This window comes from Nonomuraea sp. ZG12 (assembly GCF_052068115.1).
In the GTDB taxonomy this organism is placed as follows: Bacteria; Actinomycetota; Actinomycetes; order Streptosporangiales; family Streptosporangiaceae; genus Nonomuraea.
Map to the genome: position 1 here is coordinate 336,944 of NZ_JBQHCW010000008.1, position 25,673 is coordinate 362,616.

Genomic DNA, 25,673 nt, shown 5'->3' on the forward strand with positions numbered 1-25,673 from the left:
GGTCACCAGCTCGCTTTCGTGATGCCGGGCAGCTCGCCGCGGTGGGCCATCTCGCGGAAGCGCACCCGGGAGAGCCCGAACTTGGTCAGGTGTCCGCGTGGCCGTCCGTCGACGGCGTCGCGGTTGCGGACGCGGGTAGGGCTGGCGTCGCGCGGCTGGCGGCTCAGCTCGCGTACGGCCTGCTCCCGCTGTTGCGGGGTGCCGGTGCGGATGAGCTCTTTCAGCTCGGCCCGCCGCGCGGCGTAGCGCAGCACCACGGCCTTGCGGCGCTCGTTGGCGGCGATCTTGCTCTTCTTCGCCATCAGATCTTCTCCCCTCGGGCCCGGATCCGGGCGATGGCCTGCTCGATGCCGATCTTGTCGACGGTCTTGATCCCTCTGGCGCTGAGGGTGAGCCGCACGAAGCGGCCCTCGCCGGGGAGCCAGTAGCGGCGGCTCTGGATGTTGGGGTTCCACCGTCTGCGGGTGCGGCGGTGGGAGTGGGAGACGTTGTTGCCGAAGACCGGCTTGACGCCGGTGAGCTGGCAGTGCGCGGACATCAGGTCCTTCCGTAGCGCTGGTTGAACCGCTCGACGCGGCCCGCGGTGTCCAGGACGCGGCTGCGGCCGGTGTAGAAGGGGTGGCTCGCCGAGGACACGTCGACATCCACCACCGGGTACGTCTTGCCGTCGGTCCACTCGATCGTCTTGTCGCTCGTGATCGTGGACCGGGTGAGGAAGGCGAAGTCGGAGCCGGAGTCGCGGAAGACGACCGGGTGGTAGTCGGGGTGGATTCCCTTCTTCATCGCTCCTCCCGGAAGAGCACGTGCAGGCGGACGGTGGGGTCGTACTTGCGGAGGGTGAGCCGGTCAGGGGTGTTGCGACGGTTCTTCCTCGTGACGTACGTGTAGCCGGTGCCGGCCGTGGACTTGAGTTTGATCACGGGGCGCACCTCGTTTCTGGCCAAAGCGGTTCGTTCCTTTCCACGTGCGATCGTGTGCCATGATAACGATAATGATTTTCATTCTGCCACGTTGGGAGAATCGATGCCCACCCCCGTCGTCCTCGTCGCGGGCCTGCATGGCACGGCCCGCACCGTCGCCGTTCGACAACTGCTCGTCCGGCATCCCGGATCCGTCGCCATCCACCACGACCTGCGCGAGGTCACCCAGGACCGCGTCCTGCGCAGCATCCGCGACACCACCGGCGTGCTGGACACCGCCGAGGTGCACCTCGCCCATGGCTGCATCACGTGCACGGTGCGCGAGGACCTGCTTCCACAGCTCGTACGGCTGGCGGCCACGGCCACACTGCTGATCGTCGACCTGTGGGACTCCGTGGAGCCTCGCTCGGTGGCCGAGGCCATCGACTGTGACGAAGCCCGCGAGACGATGCGGCTCACCAGCGTGCTCACCGCCCTGGACGCCGAGGCCCTGCCCGACGACATCACCCGCGGCGAGCTTCTCCGAGAGGTCGGCAAACTGGCGGCCACCGGCGACCAGCGCTACCTGGCCGAGGTCCTGGCCCGGCAGGTCGAGTACGCCACCGGGCTGGTGCTGCACGGCGGCGACGAGGATGACCACGACCTCTCCCGGCGGGTACTCACCCACCTGACCCAGGTCACTCCGATTCACTCCGTCCATGACCTGCCACCGATCAGCGGTCCGGCCTTGTGCGCGGCTGAGCTGGCCGAACGCGTGGACCCCGCCACCGCTCAGCTCCCTACCGACGCCCGTACCGAAGAGATCGTCACCACCGTCTGGCACAGCCGCCGCCCACTGCATCCCGCCCGCCTCTTCGAGGCGGTGGACGAGCTGGTGACGGAGTCCGTGCGCTCACGCGGCCGCTTCTGGCTCGCCACCCGGCCCAGCCGGCTCCTGGGCTGGAGCGCCGTCGCCGGCATCATCTCGGTCGAGGATGCCGGCCCCTGGCTGGCCGCACTGCCCGAAGCGGCCTGGGACCTCGTCTCCTCCGCCCGGCGCCTGGCCGCCGACCTCGACTGGGACTCCGAGCACGGCGACCGCGTCCAGCACCTGGTCTTCACCGGCCCTGACCTCGATGTCGAACGCCTGCACGCCCTGCTCGACTCGTGCCTGCTGGCCGAGGGCGAACACCCCGGCCACGACGACCCGTTCGCCCCGCCCTCAACCTTGAGGAGATCTCATGAAGCCCCGTCGCGTCCCCCGCAAGAAGCCCAACCCGCTGCTGAACGTCGACCGCATCGACTACAAGGACACCGCCCTGCTACGTAAGTTCATCTCCGACCGGGGCAAGATTCGCAGCCGCCGCGTCACCGGCGTCACCGTCCAGCAGCAGCGCCGAATCGCCCAGGCCGTCAAGACCGCCCGCGAGATGGCCCTGCTTCCCTACACCTCCCGCCCCACCGCATGAACAAGCCGCCAGTCGCGTGCCAGGCGCGAGAACCGTTCCAGGGCGGACAAAGCGCCGGCCCGACAACCCGGTGAGCAGACCGCCTTACATGGGGGCGCCTATCCGCCGTTCCGCAGGAGAGCGACCATTGTCGCCAGGGAAAGGCGTGGACCTCCAACGTCAAGCCCGACTCGGTCTCGGGGAGTTCAGCTGCGTCCCGGCGCCGTCCGCTACGTGTGGCCGTCCGAGCTCGACCTGATGGCCAGGATCGCCGGGATGCGGCTGCACGAGCGCTTCGCCGGCTGGGACAAGGGCGCCTTCACCGCGGCCACCGGGCAGCTCCTGCGCCGCCTGGCCACGTACGGCCCGGCCAACAGCGCCACCCACTGGATCGGGGTCGACCGGGAGCCCGCAATGGCCGAGGTCGCCCAGCACTGCGCCGACCTCGGCAACGTCGAGGTCATCGAAGGCGACCTTCACGAGCTACGGCACACTCCTGAAATACCTGGCTTTCGAGGGTTTTGTCGCCATTAAATAGCCGCCCGAACAATAAGATTCGGCGTACCTTTCCCGGTCCTGGGGACCTCGCGCCCACAGCCGCCGCCGACGGCTCGTCGATCACGTTTGACGGCTTCTCCTTCGGCTACCGCGACGGGCAGCACGTCGTCGCGGCCAGTGCCCGCGTGGACAACTCCTCGTCCACAAGAGCGTCGGCCTTGCGGCGCGAGCGCCACGCTCGCCCGTGGATGCGTGGCCAACCAGCCGTCCGCCCGGGCCGGAGCAGCCTGGCCAGGCGGGATGCCGATGCATCCAGGTCGGGCAGAAAGAACACGCCGTGGACGCATTGCACCACGTCATACAGAGGGTCTTGGTCAGGTTCCCAGATGGCGGCGTCGGCCTGGACGAAGCGGGCGTTCTCCAGCCCTTCGAGCGCTGCGGCGCCGGCCGTGGGCGAGCAGTTCCCCGCCGATACCGGCAGATGTCATTGGGTCTCCGTCCAGGTGTCGATGGGTCACGGGTCAGAACGCATCGGGGTAGAGCTGCTTCGCGATCTGCCGCACGATCGAGATGTTGCCCAGCGTTCCGGGGAACACGTCGGAGCTGGAGACCGCGATCAGCCGACCAGCGCGCACTGCCGGCATGTCCGGGAAGGTAGTGGTGAGGTACTTGCGGGTCGCGGCCTCGTGCTTCTTGTCGTACACCGAGAACACCAGCGCGTCGGGCTGCTCGGCCGCGAGGGACTCGGGGGTGATCGTCGCGGCGAAGAACTTCGCGAACGCCGGCTGATCGGGAGTGTAGACGTTGTCCGCCCCGGCCAGGCGGAGGATGTTGTATTCGACGCCGGCGCCGATAGCCGAGAGAGTTGTGCCATCGACGTACACCTGAGCTACGCGCAGCTTGTCCACGTCAGCAAGCGCCTTGGCGACCTCGTCGAGGTCGGCCCGGCTCTGCGCGATGAGCTTGGCGGCGGTGTCCTCAACGCCGAAGATCTCGCCGATGTTCTTCAGATCGGTGAACAGGTCCGTGACCTCACCGGTCATACGCCGGTCCTGGCATCCGCCGTTGGCGACGTAGACGGAGACTCTGGCCTGTTCGAGCTGCTCGATGCTCGCAAAGCCCTGCTCTGCGGTGAACTCGTAGGTGGTGGGCGAGTAGACGAAGTCCGGTTCGACGGCCAGCAGGTCCTCACGGCTGGGCGGGGTGACCCCGCCGATCACCGGAATGTCTTCGGCCAGCGGCGCCACGTCCTTCGGCAGTGCCTGCGCCGTGGCCTGAGCCTGCCCGGCGATGCGGTCGGCCAGCCCCAGACGCAGCAGCAGCTCGGTCTGCGCCGGGTGCATGCCGACGACTGCTTCTGGAACGCCGTCGACGACGACCTTCCGGCCGCAGTTCTCCAGCGTCACCGCGGCGGCCGCGCCGGATCCTTCAGAGGCCTGCGTCACAGAGGAACCGCAGCCGGCGAGAAGCAAGGCCAGGGCGGCGTTGGCGATGGCGGCGGATCGTACGGGGATGCGTGAGACGCGGGTCATGTGCGGACGCTGCTTTCTGTTTGGGTGGAGGGCCCATCGATGTGGCCTTCACCTGCATCGAGGCGGCGGAAGGCGAAGACGGGATCGTCGGTTTCGCCCAGGACGCGGACGTCCACGCCGAAGATGGTGCGGATCAGCTCAGGGGTGAACACCCGGGCCGGCGGCCCGTCGGCGACGATGCGACCGGCGGCGAGCACGACGACACGGTCGCAGTACTGGGTCGCAAGGTTCAGGTCATGGAGAGCGGCGATCACGGTGCGTCCCAGGCTGCGCACCGTGCTCATCAACTCGTGCTGGTGGCTGATGTCGAGATGGTTGCTCGGTTCGTCCAGCACCAGCACTGGGCTCTCCTGGGCGAGGGCGCGGGCGAGCATGACGCGCTGCCGCTGACCCCCGGAGAGAGTGGCGACCATGCGGTCGCCGAGGTCGGTGATCTCGGCGCGGCGCATCGCCTCGTCCACGATACGCACATCGTCCGGGGTGTCCCGGCCGAAGGAAGCCCGGTGCGGGGCACGGCCGAGCAGCACCGTCTCGTGAACGCTCAAGTCGAAGTCGGTCGGCGGGTCCTGGAGCATGACCGCGACCGCTCGTGCCGCCTGCCTGCCGCTCAGGCGCTGCACGTCCTGCCCGTCGAGGCGCACCGTGCCCTGCCGTGGCTTCAGCGCACGGTAGAGCGTGCGCAGCAGCGAGGACTTTCCGCTGCCGTTCGGCCCTACCAGGCCCACCATCGTGCCCGATTCAACGGTCAGCGACGCCTGCTGCACCACGTCCCGGCCGCCGAGGGTGACGGTGACGTCGTCGAACGCCACCCTCATCGGCCGAACCCCGCACGCTCGGCGCCGTCCCGCCGCATCAACCACAAGAAGAACGGAGCACCGACGAATGCGGTGAGGATGCCCAAGGGGATTTCCGTCGGCGCCGCGGCCGTGCGCGCCAGCAGGTCCGCGATCATCAGGAACACCGCCCCGCCCAGCGCTGTCACCGGCAGCATCCGCCGATGGTCCGCACCGACCGCGATCCGCGCGATGTGCGGGATGACCAGCCCGACGAACCCGATCCCGCCGGCGACCGAGACCACCGTGCCGGTCAGCAACGACGCCACCGCCAGCAGCAGCCCGCGTAACCGGGAGGCGTTCACCCCCAGCGAGACCGCCGACTCGTCGCCGGTCAGCAGCGCGTTCAGTGACCGCGTCAGCAGCGCCGCGATCACCCCAGCGACCACGAGCGCGACAGCCGGGCCGATCAGGCTCGACCACGACGCCGCCGACACACTCCCCAGCAGGAAGAACAGCACACTGACGACGTTCTGCGCCTCCGTGGAGATCGTCAGATAGCTCGTCACCGCACTCAGCATGGTTCCCAACGCGACACCCGCCAGGATCATCCGCGTCGGCGACAACGTCCCGTTCTTGCGCGCCAGCGCCCCCACCCCCACACACGCTCCCAACGCCCCCGCGAACGCGGCGACGTTCAACGACAACCCGCCCAACGCGGCCGAACCGAACACGATCACGAGCACCGCCCCGACACTCGCCCCCGAGGACACGCCCAAGATGTACGGCTCGGCGAGCGGATTGCGCACCGTGACCTGCATCAGTGCACCCGCCAGTGCCAACCCGGCACCGGCCAGCGCCGCCAGCAGCGCCCGCGGCAGCCGGAACTGCCACACCGCCTGATCCTGCAACGGCGTCAACGTCCCATCCGACATCCACGGCATCCCGGGAACCAGATGCCCGATCACGATCTGAGCCGCCTCCGCCGGCCTCACCGACACCGAACCCACCGCACCGGACAGCACGACCAGAGCACACGCTGACACCGAAAGCGCCACGCAAATCAGCCCCGTGCGCCGCACCAGACGACGCCGAGCACGAACAGGCGCTGCTGTCGGAGCATCAGAGGTGGAGGAGTGCGCAGACGAACTTGAGTACACATCACGGCATGCTACTGAAAACGACAATCATCATCAATTTGCATCAAGCGCCGCCATCCGTGACATGGCGGCGGGAACGGCCTCGAAGATGGATCATTTCCCATAGACAGTGAAAATCATTACCATCTATGTGCTCGTCGCATCAAACGGGCGGGGACCGGCTTGTCCTTGAGACGGACAGCGGGAAGGACTGTGCAAGTGATCGTTCATCGCCGGCTGCTGCAGCTGGCCAGCGGCGTGAAGGGGCCGATCGCGGCCTGCGTAGGGCTGGGCCTTGCGGTCAGCGCCGCGTACGTCGCCCAGGCGGTCCTGCTCGCCGCCGCCCTGTCCGCCCTGGTACGCGGCGACGTCCCCGCTGTGGTGAACCTGGTGGCCTGGACGTTCGCGGCGATCGTCACCAGGGCCGTGCTGCTGTGGGCCAGGGAGTCAGTGACCGTATGGGCGGGCGCGCTGGTCAAGGCCAGACTGCGTGACCGGTTGATCGTCCATCTCGGTCGTCTGGGACCCGCGCATCTGACCGGCGTCCGCACCGGCCACGTGCAGACCACGCTGGTCGACGGTGTGGAGGGCCTCGATCCGTACTACAGCCGTTATCTGCCGCAGGTCGTCGTCACCTTCTGCGTGCCGGTGGTGCTGGTCGGATGGCTGTTCACGGTCAACGCGACAGCCGCGGCGATCCTGGCCTGCGCCGTGGCGAGCGTTCTGGTCATCCCGAGGTTCTGGGACGCCACGCTGCTCAAGCGGGGGCGCGGTCGCTGGACCGCCTTCGCGGAACTGGCCTCCGACTATCTGGAGGCGATGCAGGGCATGGCCACGCTGCGGGCGTTCGGGGCCGTCGGCACGCTGGGGACGCGGCTGGGTGCCCGGGCGCACGACCTCTACGTCACCACCATGAGCCAGCTCAGGATCTCGCTGGTGGAGACGGGGATCAGTGCTCTGTTCATCCAGGCGGGGACGGCCGGCGCCATTCTGGCCGTGACGACGGCGGGCAGCGCGTGGGAGGCGTTCGCGGTCCTGGTGATCACCGTGGAGTGCTTCCGCCCGGTGAAGAACCTCGCCGACGCTTGGCATGCCGGATATCTCGGGATAACGGCAGTCGACGGCATAGAAGACCTGCTGTCGGCGTCCCCGGCCGTCGAAGACCGAGGGACGCGGAACGACTTCCCCGCCGAGCACACCATCAGGTTCGAACGCGTCACGTTCGCCTATCCAGGCGCGGAACACCCCGCCGTCCGCGATGCCGGCTTCACCGTCGAGCACGGCCGGACCGTGGCGCTGGTCGGCCCGTCGGGCGCGGGCAAAAGCACGCTGGCCGCTCTCCTGCAACGCCACTACGACCCCGGCCAGGGAACGATCAGCCTCGGCGGAGTGGACATACGCGACCTCTCGCTCGAGGCGCTGCGCGGCGGTATCGCGGTCGTGGCCCAGGACACCTACCTCTTCCACGGCACGGTGTCCGAGAACCTGCGCCTGGCCCGCCCTGACGCCACCGACGAGGAGCTGGTCGCCGCCGCCCGGCTGGCCGCCGCCCACGACTTCATCGCCGAACTCCACGACGGCTACGACACGCGCCTGGGGGAGCGTGGGACGACGCTCTCGGGCGGGCAACGGCAACGCCTGGCCATCGCGCGGGCGTTGCTGGCCGACGCCCCCGTGCTGGTGCTCGACGAGGCCACCTCACATGTGGACGCGCGTACCGAGCAGGCCCTGGCCGAGGTGCGGCGGGGCCGTACCTGCCTGATGATCGCCCACCGGCCCGACACCATCCGTCAGGCCGACCACATGGTGGTCCTGGAGAACGGAACCGTGCTGGAGGCCGTGGCATGACGCCGTCCATCCGCTGGCTCGCGGGCGCCGTCGGCGGACACCGCCGGGCCTTCGTCTCCACCCTGGTCGCGAACCTGCTCGGCCAACTGGCTGCGCTCGGCGCGGCCGTGACCGGCGCCTGGCTGGTGGGCCGGGTGATCGGCGGCCAGATCGCGCCGTTCGACGTGGCGTGCGCGGTGCTCGGCGGGCTGGTCGCGGTGGCGGCGCTGGCGGCGTGGTGGGAGACGTACGTGGCGCACGATCTGGCGTACCTGGTGCTGGCCAGGCTGAGGGGGCAGGTCTTCCATGCAGTCGCCAGGATCGCCCCGGCCCGCCTGCTGGGCCGCCGCAGCGGGGACCTGTCGGCGGCGGTGCTGTCGGACATCGAGACCCTCGAGTGGCTCTTCGCGCACACACTGGCGCAGCTCATCACCGCGGGCACGGTGCTGACGGCGGGCAGCGTGATGGCCGCGATGATCGACCCGCTGCTGCTGACCGTCTCGCTGCCGCTGGCGGCGTGTGTGCTGACCGTGCCGTTGTGGCTGCGCAAGGCCTCTCGCCGGCAGGGCGACGAGCTGCGTGCCGCCACCGCCGAGCTGACCTCCGACGTGGTCGACACGGTGCAGGGCGTGCGCGAGCTGACCGCCTTCCGCGCGCTGGAGCGCCGCAGGAGGTTGCTGGCGCTCAAGACGCGCCGGCTCGCCCGTGCCCAGGCGGCGAACGCGGCGAGGGGTGGCCTCGAAGCCGCCATCACCGATCTGCTCATCGCCGCCGCGGCCGCCGGGACGCTGCTCCTGGTCGCCACGGTCATCCGAGCTCCGGCGGACGCGCCGGTCGCCATGGTGCTGGCTGCCAGCTCGCTGGGGCCGGCGGCGCAGGTGGCGTTGCTGCTCAAGGAGTACGGCACCCTGCGTGCGGCCGCCGATCGGGTGCACACGCTGGTGACCGCGCCCGCCAACGTGCCGCCTCCGCGCGAGGTGCTTGAGGTGTCCGCGAGGCCGGACGTCGTCTTCGAGGACGTGCGCTTCCGGTATACGGACGACGGGCCCGAGGTGCTGCGCGGGGTGTCCTTCCGGGTGCCGTACGGCAAGACCGTCGCCCTGGTCGGCGCCTCGGGAGCGGGCAAGTCCACGTGTGTGTCGCTGCTGCTGCGGTTCTGGGACCCTGACGGCGGACGCATCCTGGTCGGCGGGGTGCCGTTGCCGCGGATCTCCGACCTGCACCGGCACGTCACGGTGGTGCCGCAGGACGTTCACCTGTTCGCCGGCACGGTTGAGCAGAACATCCGGCTCGGCGCCCCGGACGCCGACGTGGCGAGCGCTCTGCGCACCGCCCAGCTCGCCATCGATTCGGAGCTTCCGATCGGCGAGCGAGGCCTCACGCTCTCCGGCGGCCAGCGCGCCAGGGTGGCGATCGCCCGGGCGATCGCCACGGAGGCACCGGTACTGGTGCTGGATGAAGCGGTGGCCAACCTCGACACCGACAACGAGGCCCGCCTGGCCGAGGCACTCCAGGAAGCCGCCGCGGGCCGCGCCACGCTCGTCATCGCCCACCGCCTGTCTACCATCCGCAGAGCCGACCACATCGTTCTCCTGGAGGAGGGGCGCGTGGCCGCCGAGGGCTCCTACGCGGAGCTGGCCGAGCGGCTGTCCCACCTCTTCACGCCGCAGCCTTCGTAGCGGCGTGGCGCCTGCGCGGCGTCAGAAGGGCTTTGCGCAGGGCGGTCCGCATGGGCGGAGGCGGGGCGGTGCGCATCGCCGGGCGCATGGTAATCGACGCCAGGAGCGACGACGCACTGAGCCAGCCGCACAACGCCCTGCGCAAGATCCTGCTGGTGGCCTCACCCGGGACGGTCCAGTTCCTCGATGAGACTTCCACCGGGAGCGCGGACCTCCCACCGGAGTGAGGTCACAGCACCACCCAGATGGAGTACGCCGGAAACGGGCCGCGGAGCTGGCAGCCGTTCGCGAAGCGAGAACCGCGCCGCGCCATGCTGACCCGGATGTCAGGACGGGTTCGCGGCCTGAGCCCCTCGTCTACCGGAAGGAGGACCGGTAGGAGCCGGGGTGGAACCCGGGTCAGCCCGCCGGATTCGCAACCTCCGCCTCTGCGGCGCGGGCGAGGCGTTCGACCCAGTCCTGGTGATAGCGGTAGAGCGCACCGGGCTGCTTGCGCCCGAGCTCCTCAAGGAAGAAGGGGCCCTGCTGCGTTTCCTCGGTCAGCACGTGACACCCGTCATTCGTGGGTGTGATCACCCAGCCGTGGTACGCGCTCGAACCGGTCTCGTCGCCGTCGACAACCGTCTCCCACGCGAGCCTGCTGAAGGGCTCGCACTCCGTCACGTTGAGACTCATCGGGAATCCAACCGTCACCCGGCTGTACCTGGTTCCGAGCGCCAGTTCAGACTCACCGCTCAGGATCTTGACCTGATCTTCGGGGGGAAAGTAGCTCGACCAGTTCTCGGCGTCGACGAGCAGTTTCCACACCACTTCAGGCGGCGCCTTCACGTCGATGTCGTTGAGCGCGTAGATGGCCGATGTTTTCGGGTCGTAGTGCTTGGGCCAATTTACTTTGTCGTACATAAGCCACTTCTCGTTGTTCGCTGTGTGTGCCGGGGTCAGGCCCATCGCCCGCCGCCGTCGACATGGAGGGTCTCGCCGGTGATGAAGGGGTTGGTCAGCAGTGCTCGGGCGGCGCTTGAGATGTCGGAGGGCTGTCCGACGCGGCGCGCCGGTGTGGTGGCCGCGACGTGTCGGAACAGTCGCTGTTTGTCGGGTACCGCGGTGTCCCACGCGCCGGTGGTGATCACACCAGGGGAGATGGCGTTGACGCGTGTGGGCGCCAGCTCGACGGCGAGGGCGGAGACGAGCGTGGTGACGCTGCCGTTGGTGGCCGCCATCGCGACGCCTCCCGGTGCCGGTCGCCAGGCGCCCAGACCGGAGAAGAACAGCAGCGAACCTCCCTCGGCGATCAGCGGGGCGAAGTGCTTGGCCAGCAGGATCGGACCGACGGCCTTGGCGTCGAAGGCCGCGAGCAGCGCGCGACGTTCAAGGGAGGCGACCGGTCCGGAGGCCCGCTCCGTGGCCACGCTGACGAGATGGTCGAGCCCTCCGGCGGTCCCGGCCTGATCCGCGGCCGCCCGGATCGACTCCTCATCTGAGAGGTCGAGGGCGATGGCCCGGACGGTGTCACCGATGGCCGCCGCCGCGGCGGCCGTCCTCCCGGCGTCCCGGCCCGCGAGCGTGACTCGCGCACCCTCCTGGAGGAGATCGGTGGCCAGCGCGGCAGCGATGTCCGAGCCGCCTCCCACGATCAGAACGGCCTTGTCCTTCAGCGCATATGTCATGCGGAAGAGCCGCCGCGCTCGGTCGCGACCTTGGCGAGCGCTGCGAGAAGTTCCTCGTGCGTGCGCCAGAAAACGTCGGGAGCCTTCTTCGCCAATTCGATCCAGAACGGCCCCTGCATCGTCTCTTCGGTCCAGAGATGGCACCCCTTCGGCGTGGGTGTGATGATCCAAGCGTGATAAGCCTGGGATGCTTCCGCGGCCTTGGGATGGCCGCCCCAGGCGATACGCGTCACAGGCTCGAACTCCTGCACGGACGCGAAGACGTCCTGGCCGGCCAGATTGGTCTCGAACCGCGTGCCGAGGCGCAGCGCGTCATGGCCGTCGAGCAGCTGGACATGCTCGACGCCAGGATAGAAGCTGGGCCAGGCCTGGGGATCCACCAGCAGGGACCAGACCGTTTCAGGAGACGCCGCGACCTCAAGCTCGTTGGTGAAGTGGATCGGGGAGCGGCTGGGGACCATGGCCTCCGGCCAATTCACTGCTTCGAACACATCAACCTCCAGATGGTGAATGGAACGGGCGAGCGCTCATCAGAGCTCGTCGGGCACCGCAAATCGATAGAACACACCTCCTACCGGGGCCACACCCATGAGGAGCCAGACCGCGTTCTCGAAGTCGCGGGCGCGGGAGAGGTCCCCGACGTGTACCGGGTCGTAGCCGGCGTCGCGGATGAGACGCTCGGTGATCTCGCGGGCGGCCTCGTCGGCGACGTACCAATTGCTCGGCCGTACTCGCTGCTCGCGCACTGCGCCGAACAACGATCCGAAGTTCATGTTGAAACTCTTGGCCACCGGGCCGCGCGTGAAGGATTTCACCTCCTCGGCGTACGACGGAAAGCCCCCGTGGCGCGCGGGCAGGATGTTCGTCGCGTCGATCGCGATCTTCCCCTCAAGCCCCGTGACCTTGCTCAAGGCGGGCGAGATCTGATCGCCGGGCACTGCCACCAGGACGACGTCCGCGTCCGACACATCCCCGCCATCACGGCCGAGCTCTTCGACGTCGTGTCCTGCGGCCCGCCACAGGCCGGCCAGCCCGCCACCGATCGTTCCTCTTCCGATCGTGACAATCTTCATTTCAGTCTCCTTCTGATTGAACGGGTGTGAAGCCTTCACACACCGCTGAGTGCCACCGAATCCCTGACAGCGTCGAGACCGGCGGCAAGCGAAACAATGGGCTCGTATCCGAGCTCGGCTGCGGCCTTGTCCGTCCGCAGGATGCACGGCTGCCCGAGGAACCATCGAACGGGAACCGGAACCTCGCGATCCGCGGTCTCCGCATCGAGGTCGGGGATCGGCGCATCGACGCCATGGATCGCGAACAAGGTCTCCATGAACTCGCGCAGGGTGACGCGGCGCCGGTCGGTGATGAAGTAGGCCTGGCCTGGCCGGCCCCGCTGCCATCCGAGCATGAGCCCCTCGACGGCGTTGTCCACGAACGTGACGTCGGTCGTGTGCCGGCCTCCGTCGATCCAGGCGAACTGCCCCGCCTTCACCGCCGCGACCAGGCCTTCGATGAGGATGCTGCCGGGACCCCAGACGAACCTCGGACGGATCGACACCGTGGCGAAATCCGGGGCGTTCGCGTCGAGCACGATCTTCTCGGCAACGGCCTTCACCGCACAGTAGGCGGCTTCCGAATCCGGCCGCAGCGGCGCGGTCTCGTCGATGTCCACCAGCGGGTCACCGGCGAGGAGCGCAGCCTCGCTCCCGCAGTGGACGAACCGAGGAACCCGCGCGTAGCGCGCCGCATCGACGGCTGCCCGGGTGCCGCGAACCGACACGAGCTCATGACGCTCACGGTCGGCCGCGACGTCCGTCTCGGCAGCGAGGTGAAACACCACGTCACTGCCCGTCACCCTGTCCCGCCACGTGGCCGGGTCGGTCAACTCGCCTCGGACGGGCACCGCGCCCAGCGCCGCCACCCTTGCGGCCGACGCCTCACTTCTGACCAGAACACGAACCGAGTGCCCCTCGTCGAGGAGCCGCCGTACCAGCACCTGGCCGATGAATCCAGAACCGCCCGTGACGAACGCCTGCGCCATGAAACTCTCCTTCGCCGAGTGCGGGCCCCCTCGCTCGCCTTGGACGAGAAGGTGTCGTGAGGTGGAGCAATCGATGGCCCTGAAGGCATTCCCTCGAAACTATTCATGTTTCGAGCCGCTGCCATAGAATTGTTGGATGGCTTCTCTTCGGGCGCTGGAGTGTCTTGTCGCGGTCGCGGACTCCGGGTCGATCACCCAGGCCGCGCGGCTGCTGCATTCGTCGCAACCCGCCGTCTCTCATCAGCTCGCGACGCTGGAGCGCGAGACAGGAACGACCCTGCTCCGCCGCGAGAGCCGGGGAGTCAGGCTCACTCCCGCCGGGCGGGCCGCCGTAGCGGATGCCAGACGGGCGATCGAAGCGGCTGCCTCTGCGGTGAGGTCGGCTCGTGCCGCCGGCGAAGCGTCCGGAGGGTCGCTGCGGCTGGCTTGTGCGCAGAGCCTGGTGTCCGTGCTCGCCCCGGTCATTCGCGAGTGGCATCGCCGCCACCCGGAGGTGGCGATCACCCTGCGTGAATCAACGTCGCCGGACGAACTCCACGGCTTCATCGACTCCGACGAGGCCGACGTGGCCCTGATGCCCGCTCCCGTGCCCGGCCGCTTCACGACCACCGCCGTCGCCGAGGAAGAGATCGTGCTGACGGCACCCACCGGCCATCCACTGGCCGCACGGCCGGCTGTGCGCTTGGACGATCTTGAAGGTGCGCCGCTGGTTCACTTCGCACCGGAGAACGGCCTCAGCGCCTGGCTCGATCGCTCGTTCGCCCGCGCCGGAGTCCGCCCGGAGCCCGTCATGAGGACAGCGGTGACCACCGCGGCACCGCAGCTCGCTGCCGCCGGTCTGGGAATCGCCGTGTGCCCCGTGAGTGCGGTCAGCGATGGTTTTCCTGGCGCAGTGCGATCGTTCTCGCCACGATGGGTCAGACAGCTGGTGGCGGTGACGTCCGTAGAACCGGATCCACTTGCCGCACTATTCATCCGCAACCTGCGCAATCACGGCGTGCATGTGCCTCGCGGCGTGCGAACGCAACTCGCAGCGGACAACTTGACGTCCGAGAAGACGCGACCGCCTTCCTGACGATCCCCGCGCCAACGCGATAGGTCATGTGGTCGCGGGCGGTGGCGTCATGAGGCTCGGCCCCGCCGCCCAGAAGGCAAGCGGGGCCGAAGCGTCACGGTCCTGGGCGGCGCCGCAGGCGCGGCAGACGGACAGCGCATATAGTGCGGATCTTCAACTCGCGCTCCTTTATACGGGGTCAGAGAGATCTGGATCGGATGCGATGTGCAGCATGCTCGATGTGCATCAGGGCCGTTCGCTCCGCCCACCGTTGCACGATCCCAGGGAGGTGATCGACACGGCCTCCCGGATCCACCGTCGAAGAGCCGTCACTGGGCTGATCAGCGAGTACCGCAGAGCGGCCTGATCGCCCTGCGAACGCCCAGCTCAGCAACAGTATTCGCCGTTTTGGCACCGCACAGGCGTGACCTGCTGCGGCGGTGCGCGGGTTAACTCGCCTGGGTCACGTTCCTGGCGTCCTCGCCCTGGCGACGCTCGGATCGCGCAGGGTGGAAATGCGGAGATGAACCTCAGGTATCAGGCGCGGCTCGCGGCCGGTGCGACCGGTGGCGTCCCGGATGTTGCCGCCCCTGCCGCAGAGCAGGGATCTCCTCCCAGAACGTGACCACCCGGCCGTCCGACAGCACCGGCTGGTCCACGACCACAGCCGATGGCCGGACCGCCGGCAGACCCTGCTCCGCTTAGCCACTCGGCCACGCGAAGCTCCCGTTCAACCATGGCCAGCGCCGTCATGCCCCACGCCACCCGGGCGACGATGCGTTCGAGCGGCAGCCTGAAGACGCCGTTGTCGCCCACGGGGCCGAGCAGCGTGGCACCCCCGCCCAGTTCAGTCCCGTTCGATCGCATGCGAGTTGGAGAGCGCGCAAAGCAGCCGTTGCGGTGAAGGACGCGGCCTGGCCATCGGTCGTCATGACGGAGGTTGAGGGGTGTGGGAGTTGGTCATCGCGTCCAGGATACGAGCGGGCCCATCGTCGAAGGCGGGGAGGGACCCACTGGGTATGGCGTGCCGGACCCGCCCGTATCGCATGTGAGCACGCCCGCCATGCCAGCCGTCAGGCGCTTCCGTCCGGGGCGCCGGCGGTCGTGACGATGTCGCGATCGCGGGTCTCCGGGCCGAAAGCCAGTGCGATGAGCGTCACCACGGTCAGCGCCACCAGGTAGACCGCCACGGCCCACCAGTGTCCGGCCCAGGCGAGCAGGGCGGTGGCGATCAGGGGCAGGAATCCGCCGGCCAGCACCGAACCCAGCTCGCGGGCGAACGCGAACCCGGACAGGCGGGTCCTGGTGTCGAACAGCTCCGCGAAGTACGCGGCCTGCGGGGCGAGCATGGCCGGGTAGAAGATGCCCAGCCCGACCGCGAAGCCGATCACGATCAGTGCCGGGGACAGGGTCTCCAGCAGCAGGAAGTACGGCGCCAGCCACAACACCGAGGCGATCGCGCCGCCCGCGTACACGGGCCTGCGGCCCACCCTGTCGGACAGCGCCGCCCACAGAGGAACCGCCACGACCTGCAACGCGGAGCCGATCACCACCGCCAGCAGAGTGAACGAGCGGTCGATGCCCAGCCGGTCCACCGCGTAAACCACGCCGAACACCGGGAACAGGTAGGCGAAGGAGTTCTCCGCGAAACGGGCGCCGATGACCACCAGGAAGCTGCGCGGGTGCTCCCGTAGCGCGGCCAGCACCGACCCCTTCGTGGCCGTCCCGGTCTTCTTCGCCTCCTCGAAGGCGGGTGTCTCATGGATGCGGCGCCGGATCAGGTAGCCGACCAGCAGGAGCAGCGCGCCCAGCAGGAACGGCACCCGCCAGCCCCACGAGCGGAACGCCGGTTCGGGGAGCAGTAGCATGAGCTGGAAGACGCCGGTGGACAGCAGGGTCGCCACCGCGAACCCGGTGGGCGCCCATGCGCCGGCGGCGCCGCGCCGCGACTGGTCGCCGTGCTCCACCGACAGCACGACCGCGCCCGCGTACTCGCCGCCCGCGGCGAAGCCCTGCACCAGCCGCAGCGCGATCAGCAGCAGGGGCGCCCAGAAGCCGATCTGGTCGTAGGAGGGCAGGAAACCGATCAGCGTCGTGGCCGCGCCCATCAGCGTGATGGTCAGGACCAGCATCCGCTTGCGCCCGGCGCGGTCGCCCAGGTTGCCCAGGATGATGCCGCCGATCGGGCGGGCCATGAACCCGACGGCGTAGGTGGCGAACGCGGCCAGCGTGCCCACCAGCGGGTCGCCGGAGGGGAAGAACAGCTTGTTCAGGATGAGGGCGGCCGCCGTCCCGTAGATCAGGAAGTCGTACCACTCCAGGGTCGTGCCCACGAGGGCGGCGATGCCCGCGCGACGCGCTTGGTGCTTGTCGTGCGGGGTCGTGATTGTCACCATGGCCGTTTGTTCCTTAGTGCTGGGGGGTTACTTGGCGGGGCGCCGGGTCACGGCGCCGCGCTGGATCGGGCCGACCAACTCGGCGTACTGGCCGAGCCATCCGCGCTCCGTCCCGGGCGCGTGGGAGGTGACGGGGCCCGCCTGGCGTACGGGGTCGGTGTCCACGGTGCGGGCGTCGAGGTCGATGGTGATGGGGTCGCCGTCGCGGACCCCGGCGAGCGGTCCGCCGTCGGCGGCCTCGGGCATGACCTGGCCGATGATCAGGCCGTGGTTGAGCCCTGACAGTTCGCCGTCGGTGACCACGGCCACCTGCCCGCCGAGCCCGGCGCCGTTCAGGGCGGCGACGAAGTTGGCGGCGAAGACGGTGCCCGGACCGCCGCGTACGCCCATGCCGCGCAGCACGATCACCTGGCCCGGCCGGACAGTGCCGTCGCCCAGGCCCGCGATGGCCTCCCGCTCGCCGGCGAACACCTTGGCCGGGCCCTGGAATCTGCGCCTGGTCCCCGCGCCGACCCCGGCCAGCTTCACGATCGCGCCGTCGGGGGCCAGCGAGCCGCGCAGGATGAGCAGGCCCGGCTCGGGGGTGACCGGATCGTGCGGCTCACGCAGCACCGTGCCGTCGGCGGGCCGGGCCACGGCGGCCAGCTCCCCGACGGTCCGGCCGGAGACGGTGAGCGCGCCGGAGTGCAGGCGGGGCAACAGCGTGCGCATGACGGTCTGTACGCCGCCTGCCTCGTCCAGGTCCCACACCTGATCCGGGCCGTTGGGCCGGATGGCGGCGAGTTGCACCGCGTCCCGTGCCCGCTCCTCGACCAGGTCGACGACGTCCAGGTCGAGGTCGGCCTCGGCGGCGATGGCGGCCAGGTGGCGCACGCAGTTGACCGATCCGCCGAGGGCGAGTGCGACCTCCACGGCGTTGCCGACCGCTTCGGCGGTCAGCACCTTACGGGCGCTCAGCCCTTCGTGCACCATCTCCACGATCCGCCGGCCCGCCTCCTGCGCCCGGGTCAGCATGCGCTCGGAGTTGGCCCGCGTCGGCGCCGAGCCCGGCATGGTCATGCCCAGGGCCTCGGCCAGGCAGTGCATGGTGTTGGCGGTCGCCAGCCCCGCGCAGACGCCGGGCCCGGTGATGCCGGCGTCGGCCAGCTCGCCCAGCTCCCGCACGGTCATGGTGCCGGCCGCGACGGCGCCCACCGATTCGTAGACGGTGTCGATGTCGACCGAGCAGCCCGCGAAGGTGCCGCCGCGCTGGTAGCCGCCGATCACCACGATGGACGGCAGGTCCAGCCGGGCCGCCGCCATCAGGTGGGCCGGGGTGGTCTTGTCACAGGAGGACAGGAATACCACCGCGTCCAGCACGGCTCCCTCGACCGCGGCCTCGACGTCGTTGACCACCAGGTCACGGGTGGGCATGAGGTAGCGGCCGTCACGGCCGGCGGTGGTGATGAAGTCGCTGGGGGCGGTGGTGCGGATCTCGAACGGGAGCCCGCCCGCCGCGCGTACGGCCTCGGCGACCAGGTCGGCCACGTCGTCGAGGTGGATGAAGCAGACCGAGAGCTTCGACGACGTGTTCACGATCGCGATCTTGGGCTTCTCCTGGTCCTCCAGGCTGATGCCCATGGCGCTCCACTGCGCCCGGCGCACCGCCCAGCGCGACGTGCCGGGGGTGAAGTTGCTGCGCAGCGGGGTCTTCGGGTGTTCGGTCACAGCGCGCTTCCGTTCTGTCTCATGGTGGATCGGACCCGCGCGCCTTCGACGCGGCGGTACGGTGTGCCCTCGTCGAGGGACAGGACAGTGGCCACCGCGGCGGCGTGGCCGTACTCGAAGCATTGGGCGGTCACCCGGGCCGAGGCGAGCGCTTCGTGCTGGGCGCTCAGGCAGCGCCCGGCGACGATGACGTTCTCGCCGGCCTCGGGGACCAGGGTGAGGTAGGGGACCTCGTAGTAGTCGCCGTCGAGCCAGTGCAGCCTGGGCCGCTCGCCGTCGTGCAGTTCGATCGGCCACGGGCTGCGCGCTATGCCGGAGGGGTCCTTGCGGCCGCTCACGACGGCGTCGTTGGTCAGGGTGGCGGCGCCGGTGATCGTGCGGGTCTGCCGGACGCCCGCCTCCACGCCGGTGTCCACGACGTAGGCGTCCTGGCAGCCGGGGAGGTCGCGGGCGATGAAGCGGGCGTACTCCCGGACCTGGCGCCGCCCGCGGATCTCGGCGTCGGTGAAGTCGGCGGGGTCGATCACGTTCAGCATCCGCCCGTCGGCGCCGGTCAGCCGGGTCGCGTTGACCATGAGCTCGCCCGGGCGCGGGGTCGTGAAGATCCAGATCTTGTCCCGGGGGAGGTCGGCGCCGAGCTCTCTGGCCTGGCGGATGCGCTCGCTCACCCAGGGCGGGCTGATGGTGTCCTCGCCGTAGCCGGACAGGAAGGCGTCCACGTCCACGCCGCCGAGACGGAAGAACATGGTGGGGTTCTGGATCCGTCCTGCGTCGCCGAAGGTGTGCCGGCCGCCGGCGCGGGCCACCAGCGCGGCGTCGCCGGACGCGTCGATGGTGCGGGCGGCGTGCACGACACACGTCCCGGCGTTGGACGACAGCACCGCGCCCCGGTACGCATCGCCGTCCATCACCACACCGACGACCGAGGTGTGGAACAGCACGCGTACGCCGGCGGCGGCGAGCAGGGCGTCGGCCGTCTCCCGCCACACCAGCGGGTCGTGGGCGCTGGTCCAGGTCCTGCCGTAGCGCTGCGGCGGGGTCAGGCCGCCGCGTTCGGCCAGGCCCTGCCGGAAACGCTCGGTGAATCCCCAGACGACCTGCTCGGGCGATGAGCCGGCGCCGTTCGCGAGATACAGGCCGCACACGGTGCCGGACATGCCGGCCACGGCGGCGCCTCCCGCGAAGCCGTACTTCTCCACGAGCAGCACGCTCTTGCCGGCCTCCGCCGCCACCGTCGCCGCGGCCACGCCGGCCGCCCCTGCCCCGACCACGAGCACGTCCACCTCGGCCAGGACGGGGTAGTCGGCGTCGGGTGCCACGACGGCGGGCAACCGCCAATCGTCAACCGATATATTGGTCATATGCCGACGGTACATCACGACAGGGTATGATTGTCCAGTCCGAAATTTCTGCGGAAGACAACGAGGTCAGCGGATGCCTGAGCCGAACAAGACCACGCGGGCCTATGAGGCGATCGAGGGCATGATCACCTTCCAGGAGCTCGTGCCTGGATCGCTCATCTCCGAGGCCATGTTGATGGAACGCACCGGCCTGGGCCGCACGCCCGTGCGCGAGGCGCTGCAACGTCTGGCCCGGGAGCGCATGGTGGAGATCCACCCGAACCGGGGCGTGTTCGTCCCGCCCGCCTCAATCGAGGCCCAGCTCAAGTTGCTGGAGTTGCGGCGCAGCCTGGAAGCGCTGGCGGTCCGCCTCGCGACCCACCGGGCCCTGGCCGAGCAGAAGCGCCAGATGCAGGAGGTCATCGAGCAGTTTCAGCGCGGGGTGCCGGACGCGCGTGCCTTCGACGCGATACTGAAGCGGGCCCATGCCCTGATCGTGGAGGCCGCGCACAACGAATACCTGTCGGTGGCCATGGCTCCGCTGCAGGGGTTGTCGCGGCGTTTCTGGTTCGCGCACCTCCGCGATCCGGAGAGTGAACTGCGGGCGGCGTCACGGCTGCACGGGGACATCCTCGGTGCGATCTGCCACGGCGATGAGACCGAGGCGGTGACCGCCTCCACGCGGCTCAACGACTACCTGGTCGACTTCGCCTACGCCACCCTCAATCCTCCGGGCTAGCACTGTGACCGGCGGCGACGCCCCCGATATGGCGGGACGGTCAAGGGTCGGCCACAGACGGAGGTGTGGATCTTTCTGGCGCTCTGTGGCTCGTGTTCACCGTGGCCAGGGTTTAGGTGTTAGCTCACTTCTCCAACACGCCCCTTCTCGCTGCCAGCGACGACGTTCGACGCGGCATTGGCGGCATTTGGTGAAGAGGTCGACATTTATGATCCTGCACTCGACACGCCTCCTGGGGGTGGAGACGTCTTGGAAGCCGAAGCGCATGAGACGGTCTTTGCGTCGACGGATTGGGCCATCGCTGCGGGCGCCGTGCCGATCGTGGGTGCGGGGCGGGGTTGCCGAGGCGCTTCGGCTGTTGAGCATGCCAGCGAAGAACAGCTGATGGAAGGCGCCGATCTGGTCCAGCAAGCGGGAGGCGATGGCCCTTCCGCCCGCTGGGCCGCTCGCGCGGGGCCTCGGCTCGGGCCTGGTTCCAGCACGAGCGGCGGTGACGGTTGCGCAGCAGGGCCGGCCGGCCACACCCGGCGCAGGGTCGCTCGTCACCGCAGTGCTTGTTGCGCCACAAGGTGCAGGCGGCGCAGCGTCACCCGTTCAAAATGCCCCAGGGCATGCAGTCGATGCAGCTGGCCGCGCTGCGGTCCGCGGAGTACGGCATCTCACGCTCACGGAGGCGGGCAGCGAACGGCCGTCACGCTGGCGTGGTGTCACCACCGGCGCGTTCGAAGCCGCGGCGGCCGGCCGGTCCGTCATGATTCCGATCTCTACAAGCAGCGCAACACGGTGGAACGGTGTGTCAATCGGATCAGAGAGTGCCGTGGACTGGCTTTCCGGTTCGACGAGACACCCAGCGGCTACCTGGCCGGCTTGCACATACGTGGAGCCATCATGTGGATCCGAAGCCTCCGGCCAGTTCGAAGATCCGAACTCCGTACAGGCTCACGCTGCTGCTCGGCCGCGCGTGCCGATTGTCCTGCTCTTGACAATGGTGGTGCAGGTCGGCGAGAAGTCATGGCTGCGGTTTCGAAGACATATCCGGTGCGGACCGAATACGGTGACCCATTGACGATCGCCCCGTCCGTAAGCCTCCCGGAGACTTTTCATGCGTACCGCAGCGGCAATCCTCTCCTTCGTGCTCGCCATCACCATCCTGCCCGCCCAGCCGGCCACCGCTGCCGTGTCGACCTCGCCGCTGCCGGGCGGCAGGACCACCTTTGTCGTCTCACAGGGTCATCTGAAGGCCGCCTCCCAGCAGAACTGGGTACGCCTGGGCAACTATCGCTTCGCCGCGAACGGCACGGTGAAGGCCGCCCTGTATCTGTGGTGGCAGCGGCATCCCAAGGCCAGACATCGCACCGGCACCGTCCCCGATCCGAGCTGCACCACCAAGAAGGGCGGTGCCGTATCACGGCCCCGTGCCTGCGAGGTGCTCACCGCCGGGGGGTTCACCGGCGCCCCAGGGGAGAGCCGTACCGGGACGTACACCGTGGCGGGCGGCGTGCTCACCATCCGGTGGAAGATCGCCCAGACCTGGACGGAGCAGTGGTACGTACGGTCCTCGCCTGACGGCAAGCTGTCCCGCCTGGACCTCAAGCGGAGCACGCTGGCAACGCACGGGTACGGCTATGGCAGCAACGCCGCGATCAACACCCGGCGTGCGATGAGTTCGGTTAAGGCGTTCCCCGGCTCACTCAGGCAGGACCTGACGAGCTGGGCGGGCGGCAAGCTTGTCACCTCCGGCAATCAGCCGTTCGGCCACTCCGCCTTCCGCGCCTGCGCCGCCACCACCTCGTGCCTGACCTACCTGCAGCCGTCCTCGCGTGGCGCGTGCCAGAAGTCGGGCGGCTGCCCCAAGTACGGCGGCGGAACACGCCCCAACATCAGCTCCATCCAGTACTACCTCACGACGATCTCCAAGTCTGACCGCCGCGACACGCTGTGGCACTGGTGCACCTGTCTGGCGATGGAGCGCGGTGAGTTCTGCTACACCGGCAACTCCCACGTCAAACCGCTCATGCAGATCATCGACGACACGGGAGCCTTTCGCGGCTGGGTCGGTGCGGAAGCGTCCTTCTCGACCGGCGGCTCCCGGGCGGCGGACATGCTGGCAGTGCTGCGCATCTCCGACTTCCGCTGAGAGCGGTGGAGTCAACGTCGGCGCCGGGTCAGGCGGTGCGGCGGATGAGCAGGACGTGGTCGGTGACCTGGGCGGTGCGCCCGCCCGGTCCGGTCGCGATCCTGTGGGGAGTGTCAGCCCACACGCCATGCCGCCGGGTCCAGATCGATACCAGCAGCGACCTCTCGCGCGGCGTGGCGCAAGCCCGAGAGGTGGCTGGCGGGAGGGCACGGTGTAGTCAGTCTTCGCTTGCCGCCGAATCTGATCAGGGGTCATGCCGTTGACCCCGGTCAGCATCGGGTGACGCGCGAGCCCGGCGGCGAAGGCTCGCCGGGTTGTGGGTATACCGCGCGTCAGGCCGGCGCTGGGCTGGTCGGTGCCGCCAGGTGCCCGGGATCGTCGCGGTGGAAAATCGCCAGGAGGGCGAACCAGACCAGGATCAGGATTCCGGCCGGGCGCAGGAATTCCTCAGCCAGATGGGTACCGGCGAAGGAGTAGCCGGCGAGCCAGACGCCGGTGATGACGCCGACCACACGAACCGGCCAGGAATGGCTGACCAGGGAACTCGCCACAATCCAGACGCCGGCGAGGACGTGGCCGCCGAGCCGGACCGCCCAAGCTGTGTCGTACTCGACTGCGTTGATCATCAGGATGCCGGCGAGTACGTCGAGCGCCACCCAGCCGTAGCCCGCGGCTTTGGCCCAGGGCGCCGCCACCAGGCGCGATACCAGAAAGAGGATCGAGAGGTGGAAGAAGACACCCAGGTATTCTCCCCACGCTACGTCTGGGTCCGAGAAGAAAGCGATCACGGCGGGGAGGAACAGGAGGAGGGGTAGTAGCGCCACCAGGCGCAGGCTGGCGTAGTGCCGCCGAGGATCGAGCATCGGAGAAGTCCTTGTCCATCGAGCTGTTTGGTCGGGACGAACATTAGGAAGTAGGGTGTTGATATGTCAACTCTTAGGCCGGGTGAGGCGACCGAGCTGTGGCTGCGATGGAAACGCGCCCATGAGATGGTCCGTGCCGCGGTCATCGCCGAAACCACTGCGGCGTCCGGCATCTCCGAGCCGGAACTGGGCGTCTTGGTCTGCCTGCACGAGTCCGGCGGGAGTCTGCGGCAAAACGCCCTCGCCGCCGCCCTCGGTTGGGATCGGACGCGGCTGTCGCACCTGCTTACCCGGATGACCAACCGCGGCTACGTGGCCCGCGACAAGGTTCCGAACGGGGTGGAGGTCGCGCTATGCCCGGCAGGCAGGCACGTGATCGACGCGACGTTGCCGACACTGGAGATGGCCACCCGACGTCACCTGCTGGACCGGCTCGGCCCGGACAACGCCAAGACGCTCAAGGCCCTCATCGATCGCCTCCTGTCCGGCGAAGGAGTGGTAGCTGAGGCCAAGACCGGGGCATCCAATGCGGGGGCGAAGAGAGGCCCAGCGACAGATACTCAGCGTTGCTTTGCGGCAGACCTGATCTCCTGACCCCTGGCCAGCGGCTACGGGGGCGCGAACCGGTCGCCCACGACGTTGGGCGCCACGGCGAGGCCGGCATAGGCCGGTATGGCTGGGGCTATCGGCGGATGCACGGTGAACTCGCCACACTCGGCATCAAGGTCGCACCGTCCACGGTCTGGGAGATCCTCAGGCAGGCGGGTCTTGATCCGGCGCCCGAGCGGGCGTCCAGCACGTGGGCCGACTTCCTGCGCTCGCAAGCCGACGCCCTGCCGGCTTGCGATTTCATCGAGCCTGTCACGCTCAGCGGCCAGCGCCAGTACATCCTGGCTGTCATCGAGCACGCCACTCGGCGCGTCCGCGTGTTGGGCACCACCGCTCACCCGAGCGCGAACTTGGTGATCAAGGCGATGAAGAATCTCATGATGGATCTGGAAGACGCGCGCCGTTCGCGTAGGTGATCGCGGTAGGGGTCGACGAGCGTGGGGCGGTAGCGCGGAGCGCGGCGCAACGCCTCGGGTTCGCGGGTGCGGGCGTAGCGCTTGACGGTGTTGAGGGATAGGTTCAGGCGGCGGGCGCATTCCAGGAGGCCGACGCCCTTGTTCAGTAGGTCGTGGATCTGTCGCCAGCGCTCGCGGGTGGTCTGTTCGCGGACGCCGGCGGGCCGGGGCGGGTTGACCGTGGCCCAGCAGGCGCTGTGGGAACGTACCTAGGCGAGGGTCTTGTCGCAGAGGTTCGCCCGTAGGCGCCCGACCCGTCGCGGCGGACGATCTCGACCCCGGGGTGGGAGCGCAGCCACCTTTCCAGCAGTTCGGCGCCGCGGCCGGGCAGTACGTCGATCCGCTGAGCACATCCCCGCGCCAAGCAGAGCAGACGCCGTACCTGGACCGACACCACCACCCGCCGCCCGTCGACCGGGACATCGACCGTCCGGCTGCAACAGCCGTGCACCCGACCGGTCAGCACCACGCACGCCGGGCATGGTACCGGCGCGCTGCGAGTACGGGCCATGACCAGAGTCTGGCCGCCTTCGTCCTTCACATCCTCGATGACCAGGGCAGACAGCCCCGAAAACACCACACCCGCAAAATCGTCGATCTTCAGCACGACTCAGCCCGGCAGGGGTGACCCAGCGCCACCACCGATTACGGGACAGAGCCGTTCTTTTTGTACAGTCCCAGACGAGGACGTCGTGGTGCCGCAGGAAGGCCGGATTCAGCGCCGAAGTGCTCAGCGGAGCCATCAACGAGTACCACCGGGCCGCCTAACAGATCCGACGAAACACCAGCTCAAACCACGTGTACGAGTTTTGAAGCGGTACGTGTGTCCCGAACGTGGAGGGGGCTTGATGTAGGTAGAGCTTCTTGATG

Annotated in this window: 27 protein-coding genes and 1 pseudogene; 11 read left to right on the forward strand and 17 right to left on the reverse strand. The window is 69.0% G+C overall.

Annotation, left to right across the window (positions count from 1 at the left end; all coding sequences use genetic code 11):
• Positions 1 to 2: 2 nt before the first annotated feature.
• Genes rpsN through rpmG form a run of 4 tightly spaced genes read right to left on the reverse strand, consistent with a single transcriptional unit; the run spans position 3 to position 944 of the window.
• Complete coding sequence (gene rpsN, locus ACTMTF_RS24360; RefSeq protein WP_397006338.1) at positions 3 to 302, reverse strand: 30S ribosomal protein S14; 300 nt, start codon at positions 300 to 302, stop codon at positions 3 to 5.
• Positions 302 to 538 carry a 50S ribosomal protein L28 gene (gene rpmB / locus ACTMTF_RS24365; RefSeq protein ID WP_441112747.1) on the reverse strand — a complete coding sequence of 79 codons (237 nt, stop codon included), beginning with the start codon at positions 536 to 538 and terminating at the stop codon, positions 302 to 304. Before rpmB ends, rpsN begins: the two co-directional genes overlap by 1 nt.
• A complete protein-coding gene (locus tag ACTMTF_RS24370) occupies positions 538 to 783 on the reverse strand; it encodes a type B 50S ribosomal protein L31 (protein WP_441112748.1) in 246 nt (81 codons plus the stop codon). The genes rpmB and ACTMTF_RS24370 overlap by 1 nt, the downstream gene beginning before the upstream one ends.
• The gene (gene rpmG / locus ACTMTF_RS24375; protein WP_441112749.1) at positions 780 to 944 is read right to left on the reverse strand and encodes a 50S ribosomal protein L33; all 165 of its coding nucleotides are present in this window, start codon (positions 942 to 944) and stop codon (positions 780 to 782) included. Before rpmG ends, ACTMTF_RS24370 begins: the two co-directional genes overlap by 4 nt.
• A gap of 79 nt (positions 945 to 1,023) precedes the next feature.
• On the opposite strand from rpmG, the gene ACTMTF_RS24380 reads away from it, so the two are divergent.
• The 3 genes from ACTMTF_RS24380 (at position 1,024) to ACTMTF_RS24390 (ending at position 2,881) form a co-directional block, all read left to right on the forward strand.
• On the forward strand, positions 1,024 to 2,229 hold the full coding sequence (locus ACTMTF_RS24380) for a CobW family GTP-binding protein (protein ID WP_441112750.1): 1,206 nt from the start codon (positions 1,024 to 1,026) through the stop codon (positions 2,227 to 2,229).
• A complete protein-coding gene (gene rpsR / locus ACTMTF_RS24385; RefSeq protein WP_441112751.1) occupies positions 2,141 to 2,368 on the forward strand; it encodes a 30S ribosomal protein S18 in 228 nt (75 codons plus the stop codon). The genes ACTMTF_RS24380 and rpsR overlap by 89 nt, the downstream gene beginning before the upstream one ends.
• 213 nt (positions 2,369 to 2,581) lie before the next feature.
• Entirely contained in the window at positions 2,582 to 2,881 is a 300-nt protein-coding gene (locus tag ACTMTF_RS24390) for a class I SAM-dependent methyltransferase (protein ID WP_441112752.1), read from the forward strand.
• Positions 2,882 to 3,366: 485 nt separating this feature from the next.
• Here the strand turns inward: ACTMTF_RS24390 and ACTMTF_RS24395 are convergent, their stop codons facing one another.
• The 3 genes from ACTMTF_RS24395 to ACTMTF_RS24405 are packed head-to-tail and all read right to left on the reverse strand — an operon-like array spanning position 3,367 to position 6,175.
• Positions 3,367 to 4,377 carry an ABC transporter substrate-binding protein gene (locus ACTMTF_RS24395; protein ID WP_441112753.1) on the reverse strand — a complete coding sequence of 337 codons (1,011 nt, stop codon included), beginning with the start codon at positions 4,375 to 4,377 and terminating at the stop codon, positions 3,367 to 3,369.
• Positions 4,374 to 5,192, reverse strand: a complete 819-nt coding sequence (locus ACTMTF_RS24400; protein WP_441112754.1) for an ABC transporter ATP-binding protein — start codon at positions 5,190 to 5,192, stop codon at positions 4,374 to 4,376. The genes ACTMTF_RS24395 and ACTMTF_RS24400 overlap by 4 nt, the downstream gene beginning before the upstream one ends.
• Complete coding sequence (locus tag ACTMTF_RS24405; RefSeq protein WP_441112755.1) at positions 5,189 to 6,175, reverse strand: FecCD family ABC transporter permease; 987 nt, start codon at positions 6,173 to 6,175, stop codon at positions 5,189 to 5,191. Before ACTMTF_RS24405 ends, ACTMTF_RS24400 begins: the two co-directional genes overlap by 4 nt.
• 333 nt (positions 6,176 to 6,508) lie before the next feature.
• On the opposite strand from ACTMTF_RS24405, the gene ACTMTF_RS24410 reads away from it, so the two are divergent.
• The 3 genes from ACTMTF_RS24410 to ACTMTF_RS24420 all read left to right on the forward strand — a co-directional run bounded on the left by ACTMTF_RS24410 (position 6,509) and on the right by ACTMTF_RS24420 (position 10,022).
• Positions 6,509 to 8,137, forward strand: a complete 1,629-nt coding sequence (locus tag ACTMTF_RS24410; RefSeq protein ID WP_441112756.1) for an ABC transporter ATP-binding protein/permease — start codon at positions 6,509 to 6,511, stop codon at positions 8,135 to 8,137.
• Positions 8,134 to 9,795, forward strand: coding sequence for an ABC transporter ATP-binding protein (locus tag ACTMTF_RS24415; protein ID WP_441112757.1), 1,662 nt, complete (start codon positions 8,134 to 8,136; stop codon positions 9,793 to 9,795). The genes ACTMTF_RS24410 and ACTMTF_RS24415 overlap by 4 nt, the downstream gene beginning before the upstream one ends.
• An 86-nt stretch (positions 9,796 to 9,881) precedes the next feature.
• Positions 9,882 to 10,022 carry a hypothetical protein gene (locus ACTMTF_RS24420; protein WP_441112758.1) on the forward strand — a complete coding sequence of 47 codons (141 nt, stop codon included), beginning with the start codon at positions 9,882 to 9,884 and terminating at the stop codon, positions 10,020 to 10,022.
• A gap of 172 nt (positions 10,023 to 10,194) precedes the next feature.
• Here ACTMTF_RS24420 and ACTMTF_RS24425 read toward each other — a convergent pair whose 3' ends face one another.
• From ACTMTF_RS24425 to ACTMTF_RS24445, 5 genes are read right to left on the reverse strand one after another with little or no spacing between them, the layout of a single operon-like run.
• On the reverse strand, positions 10,195 to 10,698 hold the full coding sequence (locus ACTMTF_RS24425; RefSeq protein WP_441112759.1) for an SRPBCC domain-containing protein: 504 nt from the start codon (positions 10,696 to 10,698) through the stop codon (positions 10,195 to 10,197).
• A 35-nt stretch (positions 10,699 to 10,733) separates the two neighbouring features.
• Positions 10,734 to 11,462, reverse strand: a complete 729-nt coding sequence (locus ACTMTF_RS24430; RefSeq protein WP_441112760.1) for an SDR family oxidoreductase — start codon at positions 11,460 to 11,462, stop codon at positions 10,734 to 10,736.
• Positions 11,459 to 11,953, reverse strand: a complete 495-nt coding sequence (locus tag ACTMTF_RS24435) for an SRPBCC domain-containing protein (protein WP_441112761.1) — start codon at positions 11,951 to 11,953, stop codon at positions 11,459 to 11,461. The genes ACTMTF_RS24430 and ACTMTF_RS24435 overlap by 4 nt, the downstream gene beginning before the upstream one ends.
• Positions 11,954 to 11,992: 39 nt before the next feature.
• On the reverse strand, positions 11,993 to 12,574 hold the full coding sequence (locus ACTMTF_RS24440) for an NADPH-dependent F420 reductase (RefSeq protein WP_441112762.1): 582 nt from the start codon (positions 12,572 to 12,574) through the stop codon (positions 11,993 to 11,995).
• Complete coding sequence (locus tag ACTMTF_RS24445; RefSeq protein ID WP_441112763.1) at positions 12,571 to 13,503, reverse strand: NAD-dependent epimerase/dehydratase family protein; 933 nt, start codon at positions 13,501 to 13,503, stop codon at positions 12,571 to 12,573. Before ACTMTF_RS24445 ends, ACTMTF_RS24440 begins: the two co-directional genes overlap by 4 nt.
• 136 nt (positions 13,504 to 13,639) lie before the next feature.
• Here ACTMTF_RS24445 and ACTMTF_RS24450 point away from each other — a divergent pair, with 136 nt between their 5' ends.
• Entirely contained in the window at positions 13,640 to 14,578 is a 939-nt protein-coding gene (locus ACTMTF_RS24450; protein WP_441112764.1) for a LysR family transcriptional regulator, read from the forward strand.
• 1,052 nt (positions 14,579 to 15,630) lie between these two features.
• On the opposite strand, the gene ACTMTF_RS24455 is transcribed toward ACTMTF_RS24450, so the two are convergent.
• From ACTMTF_RS24455 to ACTMTF_RS24465, 3 genes are read right to left on the reverse strand one after another with little or no spacing between them, the layout of a single operon-like run.
• Entirely contained in the window at positions 15,631 to 16,953 is a 1,323-nt protein-coding gene (locus ACTMTF_RS24455; RefSeq protein ID WP_441112765.1) for an MFS transporter, read from the reverse strand.
• Between the two features lie 27 nt (positions 16,954 to 16,980).
• Complete coding sequence (gene ilvD / locus ACTMTF_RS24460; RefSeq protein WP_441112766.1) at positions 16,981 to 18,660, reverse strand: dihydroxy-acid dehydratase; 1,680 nt, start codon at positions 18,658 to 18,660, stop codon at positions 16,981 to 16,983.
• Positions 18,657 to 19,991 (reverse strand): FAD-dependent oxidoreductase, encoded by a 1,335-nt coding sequence (locus ACTMTF_RS24465; RefSeq protein WP_441112767.1) that lies wholly within the window; start codon positions 19,989 to 19,991, stop codon positions 18,657 to 18,659. The genes ilvD and ACTMTF_RS24465 overlap by 4 nt, the downstream gene beginning before the upstream one ends.
• A gap of 103 nt (positions 19,992 to 20,094) precedes the next feature.
• On the opposite strand from ACTMTF_RS24465, the gene ACTMTF_RS24470 reads away from it, so the two are divergent.
• A complete protein-coding gene (locus tag ACTMTF_RS24470; protein WP_441112768.1) occupies positions 20,095 to 20,739 on the forward strand; it encodes a GntR family transcriptional regulator in 645 nt (214 codons plus the stop codon).
• Positions 20,740 to 21,841: 1,102 nt separating this feature from the next.
• Entirely contained in the window at positions 21,842 to 22,876 is a 1,035-nt protein-coding gene (locus tag ACTMTF_RS24475) for a hypothetical protein (RefSeq protein WP_441112769.1), read from the forward strand.
• Between the two features lie 332 nt (positions 22,877 to 23,208).
• Here the strand turns inward: ACTMTF_RS24475 and ACTMTF_RS24480 are convergent, their stop codons facing one another.
• The gene (locus ACTMTF_RS24480) at positions 23,209 to 23,739 is read right to left on the reverse strand and encodes a hypothetical protein (protein ID WP_441112770.1); all 531 of its coding nucleotides are present in this window, start codon (positions 23,737 to 23,739) and stop codon (positions 23,209 to 23,211) included.
• A gap of 126 nt (positions 23,740 to 23,865) precedes the next feature.
• Here ACTMTF_RS24480 and ACTMTF_RS24485 point away from each other — a divergent pair, with 126 nt between their 5' ends.
• Both ACTMTF_RS24485 and ACTMTF_RS24490 read left to right on the forward strand, forming a co-directional pair.
• Entirely contained in the window at positions 23,866 to 24,333 is a 468-nt protein-coding gene (locus ACTMTF_RS24485; RefSeq protein ID WP_441112771.1) for a MarR family winged helix-turn-helix transcriptional regulator, read from the forward strand.
• Between the two features lie 98 nt (positions 24,334 to 24,431).
• Positions 24,432 to 24,764 carry a hypothetical protein gene (locus tag ACTMTF_RS24490; protein WP_441112772.1) on the forward strand — a complete coding sequence of 111 codons (333 nt, stop codon included), beginning with the start codon at positions 24,432 to 24,434 and terminating at the stop codon, positions 24,762 to 24,764.
• Here the strand turns inward: ACTMTF_RS24490 and ACTMTF_RS24495 are convergent.
• Positions 24,728 to 25,401: pseudogene (locus ACTMTF_RS24495) on the reverse strand (hypothetical protein); the annotation flags it as partial. The gene ACTMTF_RS24490 and the pseudogene ACTMTF_RS24495 sit on opposite strands and share 37 nt — an antisense overlap.
• Positions 25,402 to 25,673 lie beyond the last annotated feature (272 nt).

Coding starts and splice junctions, on each gene's coding strand:
- ACTMTF_RS24415 (WP_441112757.1), top strand. CDS start 8,134: ATGACGCCGTCCATCCGCTGGCTCGCGGGCGCCGTCGGCGGACACCGC.
- rpsN (WP_397006338.1), bottom strand. CDS start 302: ATGGCGAAGAAGAGCAAGATCGCCGCCAACGAGCGCCGCAAGGCCGTG.
- ACTMTF_RS24380 (WP_441112750.1), top strand. CDS start 1,024: ATGCCCACCCCCGTCGTCCTCGTCGCGGGCCTGCATGGCACGGCCCGC.
- ACTMTF_RS24450 (WP_441112764.1), top strand. CDS start 13,640: ATGGCTTCTCTTCGGGCGCTGGAGTGTCTTGTCGCGGTCGCGGACTCC.
- ACTMTF_RS24370 (WP_441112748.1), bottom strand. CDS start 783: ATGAAGAAGGGAATCCACCCCGACTACCACCCGGTCGTCTTCCGCGAC.
- ACTMTF_RS24475 (WP_441112769.1), top strand. CDS start 21,842: ATGCGTACCGCAGCGGCAATCCTCTCCTTCGTGCTCGCCATCACCATC.
- ACTMTF_RS24485 (WP_441112771.1), top strand. CDS start 23,866: ATGGTCCGTGCCGCGGTCATCGCCGAAACCACTGCGGCGTCCGGCATC.
- ACTMTF_RS24490 (WP_441112772.1), top strand. CDS start 24,432: ATGCACGGTGAACTCGCCACACTCGGCATCAAGGTCGCACCGTCCACG.
- ACTMTF_RS24400 (WP_441112754.1), bottom strand. CDS start 5,192: ATGAGGGTGGCGTTCGACGACGTCACCGTCACCCTCGGCGGCCGGGAC.
- ACTMTF_RS24445 (WP_441112763.1), bottom strand. CDS start 13,503: ATGGCGCAGGCGTTCGTCACGGGCGGTTCTGGATTCATCGGCCAGGTG.
- ACTMTF_RS24430 (WP_441112760.1), bottom strand. CDS start 11,462: ATGACATATGCGCTGAAGGACAAGGCCGTTCTGATCGTGGGAGGCGGC.
- rpmB (WP_441112747.1), bottom strand. CDS start 538: ATGTCCGCGCACTGCCAGCTCACCGGCGTCAAGCCGGTCTTCGGCAAC.
- ACTMTF_RS24455 (WP_441112765.1), bottom strand. CDS start 16,953: ATGGTGACAATCACGACCCCGCACGACAAGCACCAAGCGCGTCGCGCG.
- ACTMTF_RS24420 (WP_441112758.1), top strand. CDS start 9,882: ATGGTAATCGACGCCAGGAGCGACGACGCACTGAGCCAGCCGCACAAC.
- ACTMTF_RS24470 (WP_441112768.1), top strand. CDS start 20,095: ATGCCTGAGCCGAACAAGACCACGCGGGCCTATGAGGCGATCGAGGGC.
- ACTMTF_RS24480 (WP_441112770.1), bottom strand. CDS start 23,739: ATGCTCGATCCTCGGCGGCACTACGCCAGCCTGCGCCTGGTGGCGCTA.
- ACTMTF_RS24395 (WP_441112753.1), bottom strand. CDS start 4,377: ATGACCCGCGTCTCACGCATCCCCGTACGATCCGCCGCCATCGCCAAC.
- ACTMTF_RS24425 (WP_441112759.1), bottom strand. CDS start 10,698: ATGTACGACAAAGTAAATTGGCCCAAGCACTACGACCCGAAAACATCG.
- rpsR (WP_441112751.1), top strand. CDS start 2,141: ATGAAGCCCCGTCGCGTCCCCCGCAAGAAGCCCAACCCGCTGCTGAAC.